A 17,138-nucleotide genomic window follows, 5' to 3' on the forward strand; every position below is an offset into this window, starting at 1 on the left:
TTACCAAATGTTTTGGCATTCAAACCATGCTGACGACAATAAGCCCTTTGCGATAAGCCGCTAACCTGCCAGGCTCCTATATGGTTTTGTTTGAGCAGCGTTAATGCCATCAATTATCTCCCTGAAATATGTCTGGGGATAATAATGGACTGGATTATCTGTGTTTAGATGGACGCGCTGAACGCTTACCTTGATCTTATTTTTATCTGAATTCCATCCAACAATACATTGTTTCTTAATGATATTTTGTGGGGATACCTCAGGATTAGAGCTAATCAGCTTCGGATTATGGATGCTGAAATCAGGCGTACGTTGCCAGATATGTCGAAGCCCGAAGTTGAGGTGGGGGCCCGTAACTGATTAAAAAAAACCGGCACGAAGGCCAGGAAAAAGTCCCCCAATGGCGCTTGGGTTCGGTCAGACCTGTTGTACGCGCTTCGCAGCTTGGGCCGCAAACGGGCGGCAGGTAGAAGCTGCCACGAACGGCGCTAATCGTCTTGTCGTATTTCGCCGGAAGTTCGCGAAGGGCTACGCTGTCGGTCATCATCTTGTAAGCGGCGGGAACATGGCGTTCGGTCGCTTCAAAACGAAGCTTCGTATGGTTTTCGGGCGCAATGTCCAACAGGAACGACGGCGAATGGAAGACGACGGCAGCAACGGCTTTATCTTCCATCGCTTGCCGAATCTTAATAAGCCCTGCGCCCTTTCCGGCCTGTTCGGCGTGGATATACGCCCGAATTTCGCTATCCAGTGCGCCCCGGTCGGCGCTTGGTGCGAAGCCCTATGTTGTCAGGATACCTTTCGCCTCATTTGAAACCTAGATACTTGAAGGGCAAAGCGAGAGGACATGATGCAAAAGAGCTATTCGAAAGAATTCAAGGAATCATTAATCAAGAAGATGATTCTTAGAATAAGCGAATTTGCTGCACGATGGTTAATGTGACAGAACCATTATTCACGCTCCCCAGATTCCAGATATACGGATTCCGGTTTATCCATCAGCTTGAGTTCATCAAGTATGCTTTTAGGTGAATCCATAGCCGGTACTTCCGGGTTTTTCTCTGAACGATCGCGATAAAGTGCGGCGCGGCCTAGCAGCATAAAGGTAACTGGCGTCGTAATTGTGACAAAAATTCCGATCAGAATTTCGTGAAAGACCGGTCGTGACTGCAAAACACTGAAATATATTATCGACGCCAATACGATGGCTGCTGTCCCCCAGCTTGTGCCCAGTGTCGGTGCGTGGATGCGATCATAGAAGCTGCGTAAACGGTATAGCCCGAATGAACCGATCAGCGTCAGTCCCGCTCCGATAATTAGGAAAGCGGCGACAAACCATGCCATCCATAGAGGGAAATCGGCAACGTGATTCATTCGATCACCTCGCCGCGCATCAGGAATTTGGCAAGTGCCACAGTTGCTACAAAGCCTAATATACCGATGATCAATGATACTTCGAAATAAAGTGTATTGCCAGTACGTATGCCGAAAACGAGAATTAACAACATGGAGTTAACGTAGAGTGTATCAAGCCCTAATACACGATCCTGGGCGCGTGGTCCCTTGATCATTCGAGTCAATGCTAGCACCATAGCGATTGTCAGCATGATCTGTGCAAAAGTTATAGCCCAAAAAAGGATGGTAGCACTCATTCAAATATCTCCAATAAAAAATATTCATAGCGATTCTTGATGAGATCGAGCCAAACAGCTTCGTCTACTAGATCGAAAACATGTAATAACAGTGTTCCTTGTGCGAAATTATAGCCTAGCCAGGCAGTACCTGGCGTACTCGTTATGATAACTGCAAGTATGGTTAGACCGATCGGATCGCGTAAATTGAGTGGGATGGTCATGAAACCAGATTTTCGTTTGCGCTTGTTTCCTTGGAGGATGATTCTTGTTACGGCAATATTAGAGCGCGCGATATCGTAGAGTACGATGCCAATCAGCTTGAGTAACAGATCCCAGCGCTTGAGTCGGGGCTTTGCAGGTTGGAGAGCAGCCATACCCTGTGCAGCCACGAGCGCGATGACAGTACCGACAATGATCTGACCCAATGAGAAGCTAGTCAGCAGCAACCACATGATGATCAGGAAGATGATCAACAGTGGATAGGGAAACAGTTGGCTCATTCTTCTGTCTCCATTTGCCATGGCGCAGCAGGTGGTGCTTTCAACACTCCTTCTATATACGATCGTGGTTCATGCAGGCTGACTGCCGTTGCCTCCATAAAGTGCATGATCGGCCCCGCTTGCACGGTGAGTGCAAGCGTCATGAACAGCAACATGACCACCGGGACGATCTCGATGAGAAGCACACGTGGCACTAAAGCCACTGCTGGTGCCCAGAAGGTGCGGATTCCTGCACGCACCATAGCGATAAGAGCGGAAAGACCTGACAGGATGAGAAGGGCTATGAGCCACCATGATGCTGACGAGATCGCGCCCCCTTCGGGATTGAGTATAGCCGTTAGGATAGCGAATTTGGCTATAAAGCCAGAAAGCGGTGGCAGGCCTGCCAGTAAAATACTACAAGCGACAAAGCTAATGCCAAGTATGGCAATCGACCCTGGAATAGCAACACCGATTATCTCTTCATCCTCCTCTTCTTCATCGCCTTCGCCAAAGGCTTCCTTAGTAACGGCCAGAACATTCGAGATTGCGCTTTGCTCCCTTTCCACCAGTTCGATGAGCATAAAAAACGCGCTGATCGCCAGTGTGGAGCTGACTAAATAGAACAGCGCAGCGGCGGTGATATCGACCTGCGTGAGTCCTATGATTGCTAGTAATGTTCCGGAAGAAACTAATACCGAGAAGCCAGCAAGCCGGCCCAGCGCCTGTGAGGCTAGAACGCCAATAATACCGAAAACAATGGTTGCCAGTCCCCCGAAGAAGAGTATTGGCGATCCAAAACCACCCGAGATACCCGGCTCTTCTCCGAAGAAAAGTAACGACAGGCGCAGTAGAACATAGATACCGACCTTGCTCATGATGGTTAAGATGGCCGCAACCGGCGCCGGTGCAAAGGTATAAGTTGTAGGCAGCCAGAAACCTAACGGCCACATTCCCGCCTTGATGAGGAAGGCTACACCGAGAATGGCTATGCCAGATTCCAGTATTATACGATTCTCTTCGGCGATTTGCGGGATACGTATAGCAAGGTCAGCCATGCTGAGCGTGCCAGTGTTACCATAGATCAGGGAGACACCGACCAGAAACAGCAGCGAAGCAGCAAGGTTGATGGCGATATAGTGCAGTCCTGCCTTTACCCGAAGCAAGCCCGAGCCGTGCAACGCCAAACCATAGGAAGCAGCAAGCATTACTTCGAAAAAGACAAAAAGATTAAACAGATCTCCAGTAAGGAACGCGCCGTTCAGTCCCATGAGAAGAAGCAGAAATAAGGTGTGGAAATGCAGGCCAGCCCTGTGCCAGCGCCCGAGTGAAAAGATCAGCGCGGGAATGGCAAGTACCGAGGTCAGTATGAGCATCATTGCCGATAGGCGGTCAAGTACCAAATTGATGGCAAAGGGAGATGGCCAGTTGCCAAGTAGGTAGACCACGACCCGCCCGCCGTCGGTGTGCGAAATTTGTAGAAGCTCAATTGATACCATAAGCAGCGCAATGGTAGCCAGAATCGACGCGCTCGCCTTGAGGCGTCGCTCACGATCTTCAAAGAAGAGAAGCAGTACGCCAGTAATAAACGGGATCAGAATCGGAGCGATAACGAGGTGTTCTGGAGTCAATATCATCGTTCAGTTTCCCTTCCGTCCACATGATCGGTTCCCGTCAGGCCGCGTGATGCAAGCAGAACGACAAGAAAGAGCGCAGTCGTGGCGAAGCCGATAACGATTGCTGTTAGTACCAATGCCTGCGGCACCGGATCCGCAAAAGTGGTGGAATCAATCTCGACACCAGCTTGAACGATGGGTGGTGCATTAATGGTAAGTCGCCCCATACTGAAGATGAATAGATTGACAGCATAGGAAAGTAGCGCCAACCCGATGATGACTTGGTAGGTACGCGGACGAAAGAGCAACCATACCCCCGATCCGACTAGTACACCTATCCCTAAAGATAGGATTAGCTCCATCAGGTATCCTCCTCCATCTTTGTAATTTCAACAGTGCGAGTGCGATGGCTGCGGATTGATTGGTGAGCAAGTGCGATAAGTATCAGGGCAGTTGCCCCGACTACTAGTGCAAACACGCCGAGATCGAAGAACAGTGCGGTGGCGATGGGTACCTTGCCGACGAGTGGTATCTCCATATAGTGAAAGTAAGAAGTGAGAAAGGGAAATCCGAATAGCCAGGACCCCATTCCAGTAAATACTGCTAGTATCAGACCAAAACCGATCCAAAGCATGGGCAGGATATGCAGACGGTCTTCCATCCATCGCGTTCCACCAGCGATATATAGTAGCAAGAAGCCAATTGCCATAGTGATCCCTGCCGCGAATCCTCCACCGGGCAAATCGTGGCCTCGCAGGAAGAGATAGGCGGCCAGAAGGATGATAAACGGAAACATCCACTGCATGATAACGGAAGGTACCCATAAATAGTCACGTACCGTCTCGCCAATCTCACGGTTCGCGCTAGCATCGTCATAGGCATTCTGTATGCGCTGCTGTTCCGGTATCTCAATACTGTCAGGTGCTGGACGGAAACGTCGCAGTAATGCGAAGATTGTAAGCGCTACAATACCCAGAACGGTAATCTCGCCGAACGTATCGAAGCCCCGGAAATCGACTAAGATGACATTGACGACGTTAGTACCACCTCCTTTGGGATAGGCCTGTTCCAGGAAGTAGCTGGCGATGGTATCGGGCAGTGGACTGGTCATCATTATATAGGCAATCATCGCCATACCTCCCCCGCAAGCGACTGCGAGTAAGAAATCACGATACCTGCGTATACGCACTGTTAGTGTATTATAATTATCGATTCTTTCAATCCGCTTCGGCAACCAGCGAAGGCCGAGCAGGATGAGGACCGTAGTCACAATTTCAACGAGGAGTTGTGTGAGTGCAAGGTCAGGTGCTGAGAACCAGACAAAGGTGATGCAAGTTACAAGACCCGCACCCCCCATCAGGATCAGTGCAGCTAGCCGGTGGTATTTCGCTTGATACGCAGCTCCGAGCGCGCTGATGATACCAATGACCCAGATTGCAGCGAAGACTGGATCGATTTCTGTGAGTGTTGGTGGGCTCAGATGGAGATCCGCAGAGTAAAATGGCCAAAGCCCAGCAACGAAAGCAATGAAGATCACTAGCCGTAGTTGTGGTTGCAAGCGTTGCGTACCAAAATGTGATTCCATCCAGCGAGCCCAGCGCCAGGAGATAGTAACAAGAAGCTGCTCGAATATGCGCTTTCCCTTGAGGCTGCGTACTCCTGGAGGACCATCCGCGCCTCGCGCTAAATAATTTCGTAGCACCAGATAAAAAAGCACACCGCAGGCGAGCGCTACTACGCTCATGACCAGCGGAGTATTGATGCCGTGCCATATGGCAAGGTTGTATTCCGGTGTACGCTCGCCCAGCACCGATACCACAGCAGTATGTAGGTAGGGGCCAATAGTAAGGCCAGGGATGATACCGACAATGAGGCAGACTAACACCAGAAACTCTATAGGTAGCCGCATCCAGTGCGGGGGTTCGTGTGGCTCACGTGGCAAATCCTCTGGCTTAGATCCAAAAAAAACTGTATGGATAAAGCGTACGGAATAAGTAACCGCAAATGCACTTGCGATCGTAGCAACATAAGGTGCAACACCATCCAATAGCGATGCTCTATGTTGTTCCAATGTTTGAGCAAAAAACATTTCTTTTGACAAAAAACCATTTAGAAGGGGTACGCCGGCCATGGCTGCACTTGCTACCATCGCGAGCGTGGCAGTAATCGGTATGAAGCTAAAAAGGCCGCTGAGCTTGCGCATGTCGCGCGTGCCGGCTTCATGATCGATAATACCGGCTGCCATAAATAGCGACGCTTTGAAGGTCGCATGATTCATCATGTGAAAAATAGCAGCAACTGCTGCTAGCGGACTACCAAAGCTGAGCAGTGTAGTGATCAAACCCAGGTGACTAATGGTCGAATAAGCAAGTAACCCCTTCAGGTCCTGCTGGAAAATGGCGAAATACGCGCCAAGCAGTAACGTGCTCATGCCAGCAAGGCCAACAATAAAGAACCACTCATCAGTACCAGACATGACTGGCCATAACCGTGCAAGAAGAAACACGCCAGCTTTCACCATTGTTGCCGAATGCAGATAAGCCGATACAGGTGTCGGTGCAGCCATTGCATTAGGTAACCAAAAATGAAATGGAAATTGCGCACTCTTGGTTAGCGCTCCCATTAGAATGAGCAGAAGCGCAGGGACATAGAGGTCATGCTGGCGTATCTTATCACCTGCTTCCAATACGTAGTCCAGTTCGTAGCTACCAACTATATATCCGATGATAATCAGGCCAACAAGCAAACAAAGTCCGCCGATACCGGTAATGATCAAAGCCATGCGTGCGCCATCGCGTGCAGCTGCATTGTGATGCCAATAGCCGATCAGGAGAAAGGAGAAAATGCTGGTGAGCTCCCAGAAGATCGCTAGTAAAATAATGTTGCCTGAGATAACCATGCCCTGCATCGCACCCATGAATGCGAGCAGGAAAGAAAAAAAACGCGGTACCGGATCCTTTGGCGACATGTAATAACGTGCGTACAACACCACAAGGAAGCCGATACCAGTAATCAGTATCGAGAACATCCACGCAAAACCATCCACCCTAAGCGTAAAGTTCAGGCCAAGCTCGGGTAGCCACTCGATCACGTAACGTACTACTTCCCCATCTGCGACCCATGGGTAAAGGCAAACAACGATCACAAATGCTGCGATTGACACTCCCCCTGACAACCATGCCTCCGCATTGCGCGCATTTGCCGGTAGCATCGCGGCAAGTACACTTCCCATGAATGGGAGAAGTATTAGGTACAGAAGAAGATTTTCTTTATACATACGTCATAGTATCAGTTTGATTCGATAGGAGGAAGATAGGAGGAATATAGATATCATTATACTCAGATACTGTAATTGACTCTTAAGCTATCTAACCCCGATATTTTATGGTATCAGAGCCATTAGATCCTTAAAACCTTTATAGAATATAGCTTTAGGGTTAATTTGAATTCGATTTTGCTGATGTCGGAATGTACCATTCAGGGAGAGCTGTTTCCTGGTTTTTCACGCCGATGTATTGAGGTCACTTTTGACGGTGGTAGTGTTACCTCGGAGGGTGGATTATTACTGGTGCGTCAGGCCGATCTGCATCTGGGATTGCTTGAGCGCGTAGCACGGCATTTGCCTGATCGACGCAACCCGCTATTGGTTAAAGCACTCAGCTGAGCAACTGTTGCGACAGAGAGCCTACGGTATCGTGCAGGGTTATGAGGATCTTAACGACATGATCGATTGCGCACTGCCCCCCCCGCACTATCCACTGCTTTGTCAAAAGATCAGGAAGGTGCTTCCAGTCTCATGTGGTGCCGCTTCGAACATTGGGCGGATCATCAAGTCGCTTGGGCGATACATGGCGAGCTTATGGAGTAGTTTTTTATCCTCCTTTGCCATGCCGCCGGAGGAACTGATTCTGGATTTTGATGCTACTGACGATGTGGTGCATGGTAATCAGGAAGGGCGTTTTTCCATGGTTACTATGATAATTACTGTTTCCTGCCTTTCTATGTTTTCTGCGGCAGTCAACTATTGGTTGCTTACCTGCGATCAGCTAAACGTGATGCAGTTAAGCATGCGGGAGCTGTTTTGAAGTGCCTGGTTAAAACAATCAGAGCACGCTTTCCTCATACCCGGATCATTTTTCATGGTGACTTGGGTTTCCGTCGGTGTCACATTATGGGCTGGTGTGAACGCAATAGTTGTAGGTTACATCATAGGGCTTACCAAGAATGCCAGGTTCAAGGTTTTGGCAGACGGGTTAGTGAGTGCAGCTGAAGAAGCATTCAAAGCCACGGCAGAGAAGCAGCGTTGCTTTGGCGAATGTCAGTACGCCAAACACCCCAGAGCTTCGCCGAACTGCCTGCCGCTCCGGCAGCACAAGCATGTGCGCGAATAATCGTACTATCAACCAGAATTTGTTGCATGTCCGGATATTGACTGCAACCCGAGTGCAGAAACTTCCAGACTTCATGTTTTGCACCAACGCGAGAAGCGTTTAAAAACTGAATTCCATTTACCTAATGACTGGGGTAACAAATGCCATGGTGCGCCACTACGTAGAATCCACAATACTGCATTCAGAAAACAACGGCATCCTTCGATGTTCCCCACATAAACTCGCTCTTGAAGCAGCAATAGTTGGTGTAAAATTTCTCACTGTTCATCGGTCAGTTCTGCTCTGCTATTCATTTCCGCACAAAATAGACCGGGATTTTCGTTGATAATTATGAAATGTCAACAGAACCTAGGCTTCTTTCAAAGGAAACGAGGAGGTAACATGGGCGATATTAAAGTGATCTTATTATGAAAATAAAAAATTTAATCGAGACCAAACTGCAATCACTGCAACCCCAATTTCTGGAAGTAATCAATGAAAGCCACAAACACAATGTAGCAGTGGGATCCGAATCCCATTTCAAGGTGACTATCGTTTCCGATGAATTTAATGGAAGAATGCTGTTAGCTCGTCATCGAATGGTTAACAACATCCTGGCTGATGAGCTTGCTCATTCTATTCATGCTCTTGTTCTACACACAATGACTATCGAAGAATGGTTTGAGAAGAGCGGAACGCCCAATAATTCTCCGCCATGTCTTGGAGGCTCAATATCGAAATAACAGCACATTTGTAAATAACGGAGATGGAATGGGCGCCTCCTTCCCCACGGGGAGCAGGAGTAAGCGGTAAAGAATGAGGCAGCCCCTCGCGGACCTGACGGGATGAGATTGTCGCTGATCAAGTTCCGCACCATGCAGGTGAACCAACTGCGTGGCTTGCGCTACGAGTGGGGTGTTACGTTGAAAGGCGGCAGGCAAGGAGGTCTGGCAAAAATACAACAACGCATGGCTGAACTGGAAGAAATCATACCTGGTATGTTGTTTGAGGCGGTCAAGGAACAATTGAAACGACTCGATGGAATCAAAGCAGATGTACAGAACATTGAACGCAGAATCAAAGATTGGCGGAAACAGCAGGCTGCATGTAGGAATATTGCTGAGATCCCCGGTGTGGGAATGTTGACGGCAACTGCTTTGGTTGCCACGATGGGCGAGGCAAATTACTTCAAATCTGGACGGGAATTCGCTGCCTTTGTGGGGCTTGTTCCAAGACAGAGCGGCACGGGCGGCAAGATTAAGCTGTTAGGCAAAAGCCAAAAGGGGCGACACATATTTACGCACCCTGCTGATACATGGCGCCAGAGCGGTCATGTTCAACGCCAAAGATAAAGGCGCATGGAGCGAAGCGCTGCTGCAGCGGCGACCAGCAATGTGGCCATTGTTGCGATGGCCAACAAGATGGCACGAACGGCGTGGGCGATTCTGGCGCACGATGGGGAGTACCCAAAGGGTTATGTGAGCCGAGTGCCCACATAAATAACATAGAACAATCACTGAAAAGGAGTGGAATGCTGATAGGTTGCGCCGGTAGATAAAGCGTGTGATGGCGAAACAGGTCGGACCGCAAGAACGTAAACCTGAATTTTTACCAGCACTTCGAGCACGAGACGGAGATGAGGGCGTTCTTGGCGAATTCCATCAGGGCCCGCAGAAAGAAATCCAGTCTGCAATAAGGCCGGATATAAGAAGCTGTCTGGCAAAACGATTTCCGTTACAATCAAGTATTTTTTGATAACAAGCTAAGAGATGTCATACAAAACGGATATAAATGATGAGGAATGAAACTTGATAAAAAAGAGTTGCTCCTGCCAGCAAGCGAGGCAATAGCCATAAACATAGCAACTGAAGTTTCACCGTTTTGATCTAAACTTTATTCCAGCGTGCGCCGTAGTATCCGATAACCTGCGTGACGGTGAGATCGAGGTCGGTGGTAAAGAGTGCAACCCATTGTGATCTTCGATAGATCCAAACCACGCGCACGGCACATTTGAGTGTTTTCAACATCATGATGTTGTCAAAGGCCAGAACATCGCGCTGTTTGCTGTAGAGGTTAACCGAGTAAGTGGTAGCGCGTTCATGGTATTCATTGGCCAGTGTTGTGGCACTGCCCATCCTGTCTCCATACTTTCTGGATCAACCGAGCTGATGTTTCTGGTGTTCGGGGGGTAGCGCAAACAAAATGGTATTGACGCGCAATCTGGAAAGCATATGACAGTGCTGCCCAACGGTTTTGCGCATCGGTTTAAACAAGCCATCGTTTCCAAACCAGCTATCGGTAACGATCAGCAATGGAGTGCCAGGAAAAGCGGCAGAAATTTCCGGCAGCATTTCAATGGCCTGCTCAAATTTGGTTTGAAACAGTGGTATCTTGCCATCAATCCTTACCTTCTGGGCCACAATCGTTTTTTTCATGTGATAGAAACAAAACGCCAGCGGTAAGCAAGCCCAGCAGCCTTTGACCATTTTTAATAAACCGATGGACACCACATTTTGTGACCAGGGGTATTTCGATTGGTTGATCTTGGCAGCATGGTCAAAGAAAGGCGCACAACCAAAAATATTTTTGCCAGTCTTGGGATTGATGTAGTCATCCAGGGCCAGTAACAGCCGTCCTTTTGTCGTCGGGTTGGGTATTAAAGACCACAACATCGCCCAAAGGTGTGGCCAAGGTAATTTTGATGAGGCCATGAAGATGTAAAATCGGCGCTGACTAAGCGACAACCCGAACAATGTCAGTAAGCATCGCAATAGGTTGGCGCTGCGTGAAGAAGTGAAATGGGTGATAACAGCCAGGAGCGTATAAACAAACCAGACACCTCGTTCATCGCCTTTGCAACGGTGATTAAATTCCTGCTGGAGGGGAAAGAAGATATTGCGTAGAATGAACAGGCAGCGATGCCTGTTTTGTTATTGGTTTCAATTACTTAACAGATGAAATTATAACAAAAGCCGTGCGTTGCTGCAATCATATGTTACTGTATTTAAATGATAAATTTAGATTTTTACCCTGCATACAACAGGGTTAATATCAACGCTATCTTGCCATTCAAGAAAAAACCCCGTTAATCCAAAAAATCCAGAGAATTGAATCACCGGTCCATAAAAAAAGCGTGAAACTTTAGAAAGGAAACTAATCATGTCCAGAATAAAACGAATAGTAGTAGCCACAGACATGTCCCAGTTTGCGAGCTGGGCCGAAGCGCGTGCCGCCATGCTGGCACTTGAACTGGATAGTGAATCGCTGGATGTGTTACATATAATTGACAATCTAGCATTGGAATCGCTGCGTAACCTGGCACTATCTCCCTTGGATACAGAGCAGCGGCTGATGGAATCAGCCCGCAAACAGATGGATGAAATTGAACGCGATCTCTCTGATAAATACTGTGTTCCAGTTACTACGACAGCGTTGAATGTTGGCCGTACCCACACCGAGATTGAACGCTACGCCAGCTTTGTAGACGCCGGCCTGGTCGTGCTGGGGGCACATGGTGATGGTTTCGTGAGGGAATTGTTTGTTGGTTCCACCGTTGACAAGGTGCTTCGCCAGTTGACCCGACCATTGTTGATCGTCAAGCGGGAACCCCGGGTACCGTACCGCCAGATACTGATACCAGTGGATTTCTCACGATATTCCCGGCTAGCGATCGAATTTGCTATGAATATCGCTCCGCATGCGAATATTATCGTTCTGCACGCATTTGAGGTGCCTTTCGAAGCCAAGCTGCATTTTGCCGGTATCGGTGGCCAACACATTGAGGGTTACCGTGCCAAACTACAAAAGCAAAAGAGCAGGCAGATGCAGGAATTGGTGTCGGATTTTGAAACTACAGGCGTTTCATTATCTCATCTTGTAGAATGGGGCTCTGCATCTGCTGTAATCCAGGAAAAAGCGAAAGTACTTGAACCCGATCTGATCGTCATTGGTAAACTCGGGCAGTCCGAGAGGGAAGGAATGTTGCTTGGCAGGGTTACAAAGCAAGTGATTCAGCAATCGGATTGTGACGTGCTGGTAGTGGAAGGGGCAGGCTGAAGCAACCTAATTATTGTAATCAGGTAAAATAGTCAGTTCGATCTTTTCCAGCAACACTAAATAAAAACAATCATTAACAGGCCGTTGAAAAACTCGGCATTTTCATTCTGAAATTTCTCTTTTAAAAGACTGCAAGCACTTTGGTTGTTTTTGCAGATCTATTTTTACCAAAGAGGCTCATTTTTTGATCAGTTTCTGTCCGAGTTTCCTGTAAACCCTGCTCTTGAAGCAGCGATACTCGTAGCAATCACTCCGGCGGTATCGAAGGACGGCTTTCCCTCGAGTAAACAGCACCAAACTGCTGATCCATTTGCTTGAGTATCCTATCCACCAGCACCTTCAGACGCCGCAACGCATGATTCAATATAGTAAGGCTTTTGCAAAATTTTACCGGAGCAAGTCCGTTTTTCGACGGCCTGTTAAGGTCACCAGTATAGTACCAGTACGATTCTTGGCAGAGTCATACTAATGTGACAGAACCCTGAAAGCTGGGCAGAGCAGTGCGTCTATGTATGTCTAACGTTAATTGTAGTGCTTGTTTACGTGACGCGAGGCTGGCGCGGAAATTGGTCAATCTAGAGCCGCTCGTGTGCGTCAAGGGGTAGCGAGGCAGGCATCTTCGCAGCGAGTCACGAGCCCCGATTCTCGGCACCATGCAGCCGACGCCAAAGCAGGTATAGGGGCGTTCCCGCTAAGATGGTCGCGATTCCAAGATATCCTTCTACAGGTCGCTCATAGAGCGCGCTCCCAACTATGACGATTGACACAAACAGGTAGAATGCCGGGACAAACGGATAAAGAGGGGTGCGATAGGGACGAAGCAGGTTCGGTTCCCGTCGACGCAGAATCGGTACTGCCCCCACTGCGAGTGCGCTGAAGAGCATCGACGCGATACCACTGTAAATCACCAGTTGCTCGAAACTCCCCGATAGAATCAAGGCTGAAGCCCAGAGACTTTGCAGTAGGATGGCATTGATTGGCGTGGATTGCCTGCCAGAGGTGTTTGCAAAGACGGAGGGAATCAAGCCGTCTTGTGCCATGGCATAGTAGACGCGCGGTCCAGCCCACACCATGGCGCTCACGGCTCCTGCAATCGAAAGGCACAGGATGGCGGTCACGAACCGACTTGCTTCGAAGCCCAGCAGAGCTCGTGCGACTTTATCCGCGACAGGCAGGATCGGGGGCTTGGCCAGCTCCGTCACCGGCAGAGCGTAGAAGTAGAATCCGTTCAGTATGAGATAAAGCAGCGCGACGAAGAGTGTGCCGCCGATCATCGTCCGGGGGATCGTGCGGGCAGGATCGATGATCTCTCCCGCCAGATACGCCGAGGTATTCCAGCCAGAATAGGCATAAAGAACAAAGATCAACGACACGACATAGGATCCAATGCCGGGGACAGGATGAGTATTCGTGGGAGCAAGATGCGCCCAATCGCCTGCCCCGACTATCAGTCCCGCCACGATGAATAAGAGAATGGCTCCCACCTTCAGCACCGTCAGGTTTCGTTGGAGAGTCCCTCCTGTCCCACCGCCGGCTAGGTGGAAGCCTGTGATAGACCAGAGGAGGGCCAAAGCTAAGGTCGTTGACAGTAGGCCTTTCTCGTCATCAAGCGGAAGGAGTTGGAGGAAGTAGACGGCAAAGCTCACTGTGCTTGCTGCAATGGCAGCGCTGAAGCCGATGGAGAAGGACGTCCACCCGCTGAGGAACCCAACGAACGGCCCATAGGCTCGGCGAAGGTACGCATATTCTCCGCCGGCCACCGGAAATGCCGCGCCCAACTCACTATAGGAGAGGGCTCCTGCGAGCGCGATCAGCGCCCCCACCAGCCAAATAGAGAGGATCAAACCCGGATGACCGAGGTCGCGGGCCATGAATCCGGTCGTGGTAAAGATGCCGGTACCGACTACGCTACTGACAAGGACGCAACTGGCCGTGAACCAACCGATGTAGCGGGGAAGTGTGGACGGATTTCGCTTGGTTTTCTCCATCTGCACGGCCTACTCTTGTTGCCCCTCTCGGATCAGCGGGACAAACCGCACGAACGTGATGACCTTGCGTTCATAACCTTCTGCAGTTCGGCGATGGAGCTCCAAGGTCTGGTAGTGGCGGCCAACCGGCAGAATCAACCGTCCTCCAACGGCGAGTTGATCGAGGAGCGGTTGCGGCACGTGGTCGGGTGCGGCGGTCACGATGATGGCATCGAAGGGAGCTTCTTCCGGCCAGCCTCGATAACCGTTACCGATACGCGTGTGGACGTTACGGTAGCCAAGCTCCGCCAGTGTGCGCGTGGTCTCTATCGCCAGAGGTTCGACGATTTCGATGGTGAAGACATCGGGCACAATCTCAGCCAGGACCGCAGCCTGGTACCCCGAGCCGGTTCCTACTTCAAGCACCTTCTTGGCCCCTTGCAGTGCGAGTGTTTCGGTCATGAGCGCAACGAGAGAGGGTTGCGAGATGGTCTGACCGTAGCCGATCGGGAGAGGATCGTCGTGGTAGGCGAAGGCGGAGTAGCGAGAGGGTACGAACTTGTGGCGGGGAACACGGCGCATCGCGGCAAGAACGATTGGGTCCTTGATACCACTGGGGATGATCTGCTCATCCACCATCCTGTCGCGTTCGACTTGACGTGTGAGATCTGCGAAAAGTGGGCCGCTACCAGATACTCCGCTGCATCCGGGAATGACAGTCAGACAGAAGAGGAGCATGACGCTGGTCATCCGTAACGATGTCAGCACGCGAGCTGGGAAGTTCATAAGAGATACGGATCCCGGGTGATGATGCGTGGATGAATGAGCAAGCCTAATATATAGAAAAATAAAAGCCATTTCCTATTAAAGTGAAATATACGTAAGGCCTGATATTTAGTCAAACTCGCTATTGAACGTTCAATAAACCGTCTGTTTTTGCATAAAGTACCAATTTGAAAATAGGATTTTCACCGGTTATTATTTTTGGGAAACCGTAGGGACCGATAAAGATGAAGCACATTTGATCCGCTCCCGCTGCTCCTCCCACAACGCTGGCGGTTACCAGGACGGGACTTCCACCCGTTACACAATACAACATTGCCTAGCCGCTACTACGGAGTGACCTTGTAAAAACTCGGTACGGGCAGGGAAACCTACTTTCGGCCTTAGCATCCGTTCAATCCTTACTGACTGGGTCGGTGATATAATTCAGCTGTATTTGTTCGTTCAGGAGGTTTGACCATGGGAAAGATATTAGCTGCGACCTGGTTTGCGACATTCCTTCTGGCGGGACAGGCAACTGCGACTGATCAGTCCCAGAAGGCGGAATCCGCCAAGAGCAAGGCAGAGGTGCTGGAGGAGAAGGCCGCGCCCGATGGCAGTAAAATGCTTCCGACTCCGACCCAGCTCATCACTAAACCCCAAGCGCAGGCTGTCGATCCGACCGGAGAAGAACCGTTGGACGGTGCGATCACTTGTCTTGCCCGCAGCATCTACTGGGAGGCTAGGGGCAAGGGTGATGCCGGCATGGAAGCCGTCGCCAATGTCGTTATGAACCGAGCCGGCCATGAGGGCTTCCCAAACACCATCTGTGGAGTTGTCAAGCAAGGCCACGAGCAAGGAGCATGCCAGTTCTCGTGGTGGTGCGATGGCCGTTCGGATGACGCAAAGGAGGATGAATCCTACGCGATCGCCAAGGAAATCGCCCGCAAGGCCCTCAACTGCCAACTCAAAGACCGAACCGGTGGTGCCTTATACTTCCACCATCGGAGAGTAGTCCCCGATTGGTCTAAGGAATACATCAGGACGGTCGAGGTCGGCGAGTTTATCTTCTATAAACCGGCTGGCGGCGAGGCTAAATAGGCTCTGCCAATTGACATTGGTGAGACTTCGTAACTCAACTCTTTAAGCGACGAAAAGCGATTTTGTCACAAGGTTTATCAGATTGAGGAATAAATTATTAATTTCTAGTGATTGAATGAGCCGATGATCAGTTTTAAAGGTGCTCGTTTTCCAAAAGATATTATTCTTTATGCTGTTTTTTTTCTATGAGAAATTATGGGGGAAAGGTCAGCTTTATGGAAATATGCTAAGTTCAAATATTTGAACAACCTGGTGGAACAGGATCACCGTTTCATTAAGAAAATCACAAGACCCATGGTGGGCTTTAAAGCCTTTCGTTCAGCAAAGGCAACCCTTGATGGAATCGAAGCAACGCATATGACTCGAAAGGGACAGTTATCCGAAGAAAATATTCCCTCTTATAAACAGTTCATGACTTTAGCTGGATAATGCTGCTGCAGATCAGGACTGCTTAACGCTTTCTAACAAGCCGTCGAAAAACGGACTTGCTCCGGTAAAATTTTGCAAAACTCTTACTATACTGAATCATGCGTTGCGGCGTCTGAGGGTGCTGGTGGATAGGATACTCAAGCAAATGGATCAGCAGTTTGGTGCTGTTTACTCGAGGGAAGGCCGTCCTTCGATACCGCCGGAGTGATTGCTACGAGCATCGCTGCTTCAAGAGCAGGGTTTACAGGAAGCTCGGGCAGAAACTGATCAAAAAATGAGCCTCTTTGGTTAAAATAGATCTGCAAAAAACAACCAAAGTGCTTGCAGTCTTTTAAAAGAGAAATTTCAGAATGAAAATACCGAGTTTTTCAACGGCCTGTTAAAGGGTAATTGCTGGCGCAGAGCAGAGACGATCATCTGCTCTTGCACCTATAATCACTTATGAATCCTGCCTTGGGTGTGATCGCTTACCCGCGCTGCCTCTTCCAGGGCATCCAGAACTAGCTCAGTGCACATTGACTTCGCCACCCGCCAGCCAACGGTACGACGGGAAAACACATTAATCACAAAAGCGGCATAGGCAAAGCCTATCCAGGTCGTCACCTAGATAAGATCTGCCATCCACAGCTGGTTGAGTCGCGATGCGAGGAACCGGCGGTTAACGGGTCGACTGGATACTGCGAATCCGATTTGCTTCGTTTGATTCGCTGCAAATCACCACGCC

18 protein-coding genes and 5 pseudogenes are annotated in these 17,138 nt (G+C 49.5%); 9 read left to right on the forward strand and 14 right to left on the reverse strand.

From position 1 onward, the window contains the following. Positions 1-301 precede the first annotated feature (301 nt). From BLP80_RS15245 to BLP80_RS11095, 7 genes are all read right to left on the reverse strand, one after another. Positions 302-673, reverse strand: a complete 372-nt coding sequence (locus BLP80_RS15245; RefSeq protein WP_143002279.1) for a hypothetical protein — start codon at positions 671-673, stop codon at positions 302-304. A 278-nt stretch (positions 674-951) separates the two neighbouring features. Next, complete coding sequence (mnhG, locus tag BLP80_RS11070; RefSeq protein ID WP_090543230.1) at positions 952-1,374, reverse strand: monovalent cation/H(+) antiporter subunit G; 423 nt, start codon at positions 1,372-1,374, stop codon at positions 952-954. After that, entirely contained in the window at positions 1,371-1,652 is a 282-nt protein-coding gene (locus BLP80_RS11075; protein ID WP_090543231.1) for a K+/H+ antiporter subunit F, read from the reverse strand. Before BLP80_RS11075 ends, mnhG begins: the two co-directional genes overlap by 4 nt. Then, entirely contained in the window at positions 1,649-2,134 is a 486-nt protein-coding gene (locus BLP80_RS11080; RefSeq protein WP_090543234.1) for a Na+/H+ antiporter subunit E, read from the reverse strand. The genes BLP80_RS11075 and BLP80_RS11080 overlap by 4 nt, the downstream gene beginning before the upstream one ends. Continuing rightward, on the reverse strand, positions 2,131-3,750 hold the full coding sequence (locus BLP80_RS11085) for a monovalent cation/H+ antiporter subunit D (protein ID WP_090543236.1): 1,620 nt from the start codon (positions 3,748-3,750) through the stop codon (positions 2,131-2,133). Before BLP80_RS11085 ends, BLP80_RS11080 begins: the two co-directional genes overlap by 4 nt. After that, positions 3,747-4,091, reverse strand: a complete 345-nt coding sequence (locus tag BLP80_RS11090) for a Na+/H+ antiporter subunit C (RefSeq protein WP_090543238.1) — start codon at positions 4,089-4,091, stop codon at positions 3,747-3,749. Before BLP80_RS11090 ends, BLP80_RS11085 begins: the two co-directional genes overlap by 4 nt. Continuing rightward, positions 4,091-7,006 carry a monovalent cation/H+ antiporter subunit A gene (locus tag BLP80_RS11095; RefSeq protein ID WP_090543240.1) on the reverse strand — a complete coding sequence of 972 codons (2,916 nt, stop codon included), beginning with the start codon at positions 7,004-7,006 and terminating at the stop codon, positions 4,091-4,093. The genes BLP80_RS11090 and BLP80_RS11095 overlap by 1 nt, the downstream gene beginning before the upstream one ends. Before the next feature lie 183 nt (positions 7,007-7,189). Between BLP80_RS11095 and BLP80_RS11100 the strand changes: the two genes are divergently transcribed. The 3 genes and pseudogenes from BLP80_RS11100 (at position 7,190) to BLP80_RS15705 (ending at position 8,120) form a co-directional block, all read left to right on the forward strand. Continuing rightward, a complete protein-coding gene (locus BLP80_RS11100) occupies positions 7,190-7,393 on the forward strand; it encodes a transposase (protein ID WP_090543242.1) in 204 nt (67 codons plus the stop codon). 31 nt (positions 7,394-7,424) lie between these two features. Further along, a pseudogene (locus BLP80_RS11105) lies at positions 7,425-7,870 on the forward strand (transposase); the annotation flags it as partial. Then, positions 7,869-8,120: a hypothetical protein gene (locus BLP80_RS15705; RefSeq protein WP_176754350.1), complete on the forward strand. Its 252-nt coding sequence runs from the start codon at positions 7,869-7,871 to the stop codon at positions 8,118-8,120. The pseudogene BLP80_RS11105 and the gene BLP80_RS15705, both read left to right, overlap by 2 nt. 71 nt (positions 8,121-8,191) lie before the next feature. Here BLP80_RS15705 and BLP80_RS16685 read toward each other — a convergent pair whose 3' ends face one another. Next, on the reverse strand, positions 8,192-8,335 hold the full coding sequence (locus BLP80_RS16685) for a transposase (RefSeq protein ID WP_176754351.1): 144 nt from the start codon (positions 8,333-8,335) through the stop codon (positions 8,192-8,194). A gap of 192 nt (positions 8,336-8,527) precedes the next feature. Between BLP80_RS16685 and BLP80_RS11120 the strand changes: the two genes are divergently transcribed. Then, complete coding sequence (locus BLP80_RS11120; RefSeq protein WP_090543250.1) at positions 8,528-8,842, forward strand: BolA/IbaG family iron-sulfur metabolism protein; 315 nt, start codon at positions 8,528-8,530, stop codon at positions 8,840-8,842. A gap of 312 nt (positions 8,843-9,154) precedes the next feature. After that, positions 9,155-9,598, forward strand: a pseudogene (locus BLP80_RS16690) (IS110 family transposase); the annotation flags it as partial. 14 nt (positions 9,599-9,612) lie between these two features. On the opposite strand, the gene BLP80_RS11130 reads toward BLP80_RS16690, so the two are convergent. From BLP80_RS11130 to BLP80_RS11140, 3 genes are all read right to left on the reverse strand, one after another. Beyond that, the gene (locus tag BLP80_RS11130; RefSeq protein ID WP_176754354.1) at positions 9,613-9,822 is read right to left on the reverse strand and encodes a hypothetical protein; all 210 of its coding nucleotides are present in this window, start codon (positions 9,820-9,822) and stop codon (positions 9,613-9,615) included. A 163-nt stretch (positions 9,823-9,985) separates the two neighbouring features. Beyond that, a complete protein-coding gene (locus BLP80_RS11135) occupies positions 9,986-10,234 on the reverse strand; it encodes a hypothetical protein (RefSeq protein ID WP_090543255.1) in 249 nt (82 codons plus the stop codon). A gap of 21 nt (positions 10,235-10,255) precedes the next feature. After that, positions 10,256-10,870, reverse strand: coding sequence for an IS701 family transposase (locus BLP80_RS11140; RefSeq protein WP_176754355.1), 615 nt, complete (start codon positions 10,868-10,870; stop codon positions 10,256-10,258). A 388-nt stretch (positions 10,871-11,258) separates the two neighbouring features. On the opposite strand from BLP80_RS11140, the gene BLP80_RS11145 reads away from it, so the two are divergent. After that, on the forward strand, positions 11,259-12,155 hold the full coding sequence (locus BLP80_RS11145) for a universal stress protein (protein WP_090543259.1): 897 nt from the start codon (positions 11,259-11,261) through the stop codon (positions 12,153-12,155). Between the two features lie 629 nt (positions 12,156-12,784). Here the strand turns inward: BLP80_RS11145 and BLP80_RS11150 are convergent. Together BLP80_RS11150 and BLP80_RS11155 are read right to left on the reverse strand one after the other, a co-directional pair. Further along, complete coding sequence (locus tag BLP80_RS11150; protein WP_090543261.1) at positions 12,785-14,143, reverse strand: APC family permease; 1,359 nt, start codon at positions 14,141-14,143, stop codon at positions 12,785-12,787. A 9-nt stretch (positions 14,144-14,152) separates the two neighbouring features. Further along, on the reverse strand, positions 14,153-14,761 hold the full coding sequence (locus BLP80_RS11155) for a protein-L-isoaspartate(D-aspartate) O-methyltransferase (RefSeq protein WP_256325061.1): 609 nt from the start codon (positions 14,759-14,761) through the stop codon (positions 14,153-14,155). 603 nt (positions 14,762-15,364) lie between these two features. On the opposite strand from BLP80_RS11155, the gene BLP80_RS11160 reads away from it, so the two are divergent. The 3 genes and pseudogenes from BLP80_RS11160 to BLP80_RS16330 form a co-directional block, all read left to right on the forward strand. Then, the gene (locus BLP80_RS11160; protein WP_090543265.1) at positions 15,365-15,985 is read left to right on the forward strand and encodes a cell wall hydrolase; all 621 of its coding nucleotides are present in this window, start codon (positions 15,365-15,367) and stop codon (positions 15,983-15,985) included. Between the two features lie 234 nt (positions 15,986-16,219). Continuing rightward, a pseudogene (locus BLP80_RS11165) lies at positions 16,220-16,414 on the forward strand (DDE-type integrase/transposase/recombinase); the annotation flags it as partial. 97 nt (positions 16,415-16,511) lie between these two features. Beyond that, positions 16,512-16,619, forward strand: a pseudogene (locus BLP80_RS16330) (IS5/IS1182 family transposase); the annotation flags it as partial. Positions 16,620-16,849: 230 nt separating this feature from the next. On the opposite strand, the pseudogene BLP80_RS15715 reads toward BLP80_RS16330, so the two are convergent. Next, positions 16,850-17,077 (reverse strand): annotated as a pseudogene (locus BLP80_RS15715) (DDE-type integrase/transposase/recombinase); the annotation flags it as partial. Between the last annotated feature and the right edge of the window lie 61 nt (positions 17,078-17,138).

The sequence above is a fragment of the Nitrosomonas sp. Nm132 genome (assembly GCF_900100485.1).
Classification (GTDB): Bacteria; Pseudomonadota; Gammaproteobacteria; order Burkholderiales; family Nitrosomonadaceae; genus Nitrosomonas.

Coding starts and splice junctions, on each gene's coding strand:
- BLP80_RS15245 (WP_143002279.1), bottom strand. CDS start 673: ATGGAAGATAAAGCCGTTGCTGCCGTCGTCTTCCATTCGCCGTCGTTC.
- mnhG (WP_090543230.1), bottom strand. CDS start 1,374: ATGAATCACGTTGCCGATTTCCCTCTATGGATGGCATGGTTTGTCGCC.
- BLP80_RS11075 (WP_090543231.1), bottom strand. CDS start 1,652: ATGAGTGCTACCATCCTTTTTTGGGCTATAACTTTTGCACAGATCATG.
- BLP80_RS11080 (WP_090543234.1), bottom strand. CDS start 2,134: ATGAGCCAACTGTTTCCCTATCCACTGTTGATCATCTTCCTGATCATC.
- BLP80_RS11085 (WP_090543236.1), bottom strand. CDS start 3,750: ATGATATTGACTCCAGAACACCTCGTTATCGCTCCGATTCTGATCCCG.
- BLP80_RS11090 (WP_090543238.1), bottom strand. CDS start 4,091: ATGGAGCTAATCCTATCTTTAGGGATAGGTGTACTAGTCGGATCGGGG.
- BLP80_RS11095 (WP_090543240.1), bottom strand. CDS start 7,006: ATGTATAAAGAAAATCTTCTTCTGTACCTAATACTTCTCCCATTCATG.
- BLP80_RS11100 (WP_090543242.1), top strand. CDS start 7,190: ATGTCGGAATGTACCATTCAGGGAGAGCTGTTTCCTGGTTTTTCACGC.
- BLP80_RS15705 (WP_176754350.1), top strand. CDS start 7,869: ATGGTGACTTGGGTTTCCGTCGGTGTCACATTATGGGCTGGTGTGAAC.
- BLP80_RS11120 (WP_090543250.1), top strand. CDS start 8,528: ATGAAAATAAAAAATTTAATCGAGACCAAACTGCAATCACTGCAACCC.
- BLP80_RS11135 (WP_090543255.1), bottom strand. CDS start 10,234: ATGGGCAGTGCCACAACACTGGCCAATGAATACCATGAACGCGCTACC.
- BLP80_RS11145 (WP_090543259.1), top strand. CDS start 11,259: ATGTCCAGAATAAAACGAATAGTAGTAGCCACAGACATGTCCCAGTTT.
- BLP80_RS11150 (WP_090543261.1), bottom strand. CDS start 14,143: ATGGAGAAAACCAAGCGAAATCCGTCCACACTTCCCCGCTACATCGGT.
- BLP80_RS11155 (WP_256325061.1), bottom strand. CDS start 14,761: ATGGTGGATGAGCAGATCATCCCCAGTGGTATCAAGGACCCAATCGTT.
- BLP80_RS11160 (WP_090543265.1), top strand. CDS start 15,365: ATGGGAAAGATATTAGCTGCGACCTGGTTTGCGACATTCCTTCTGGCG.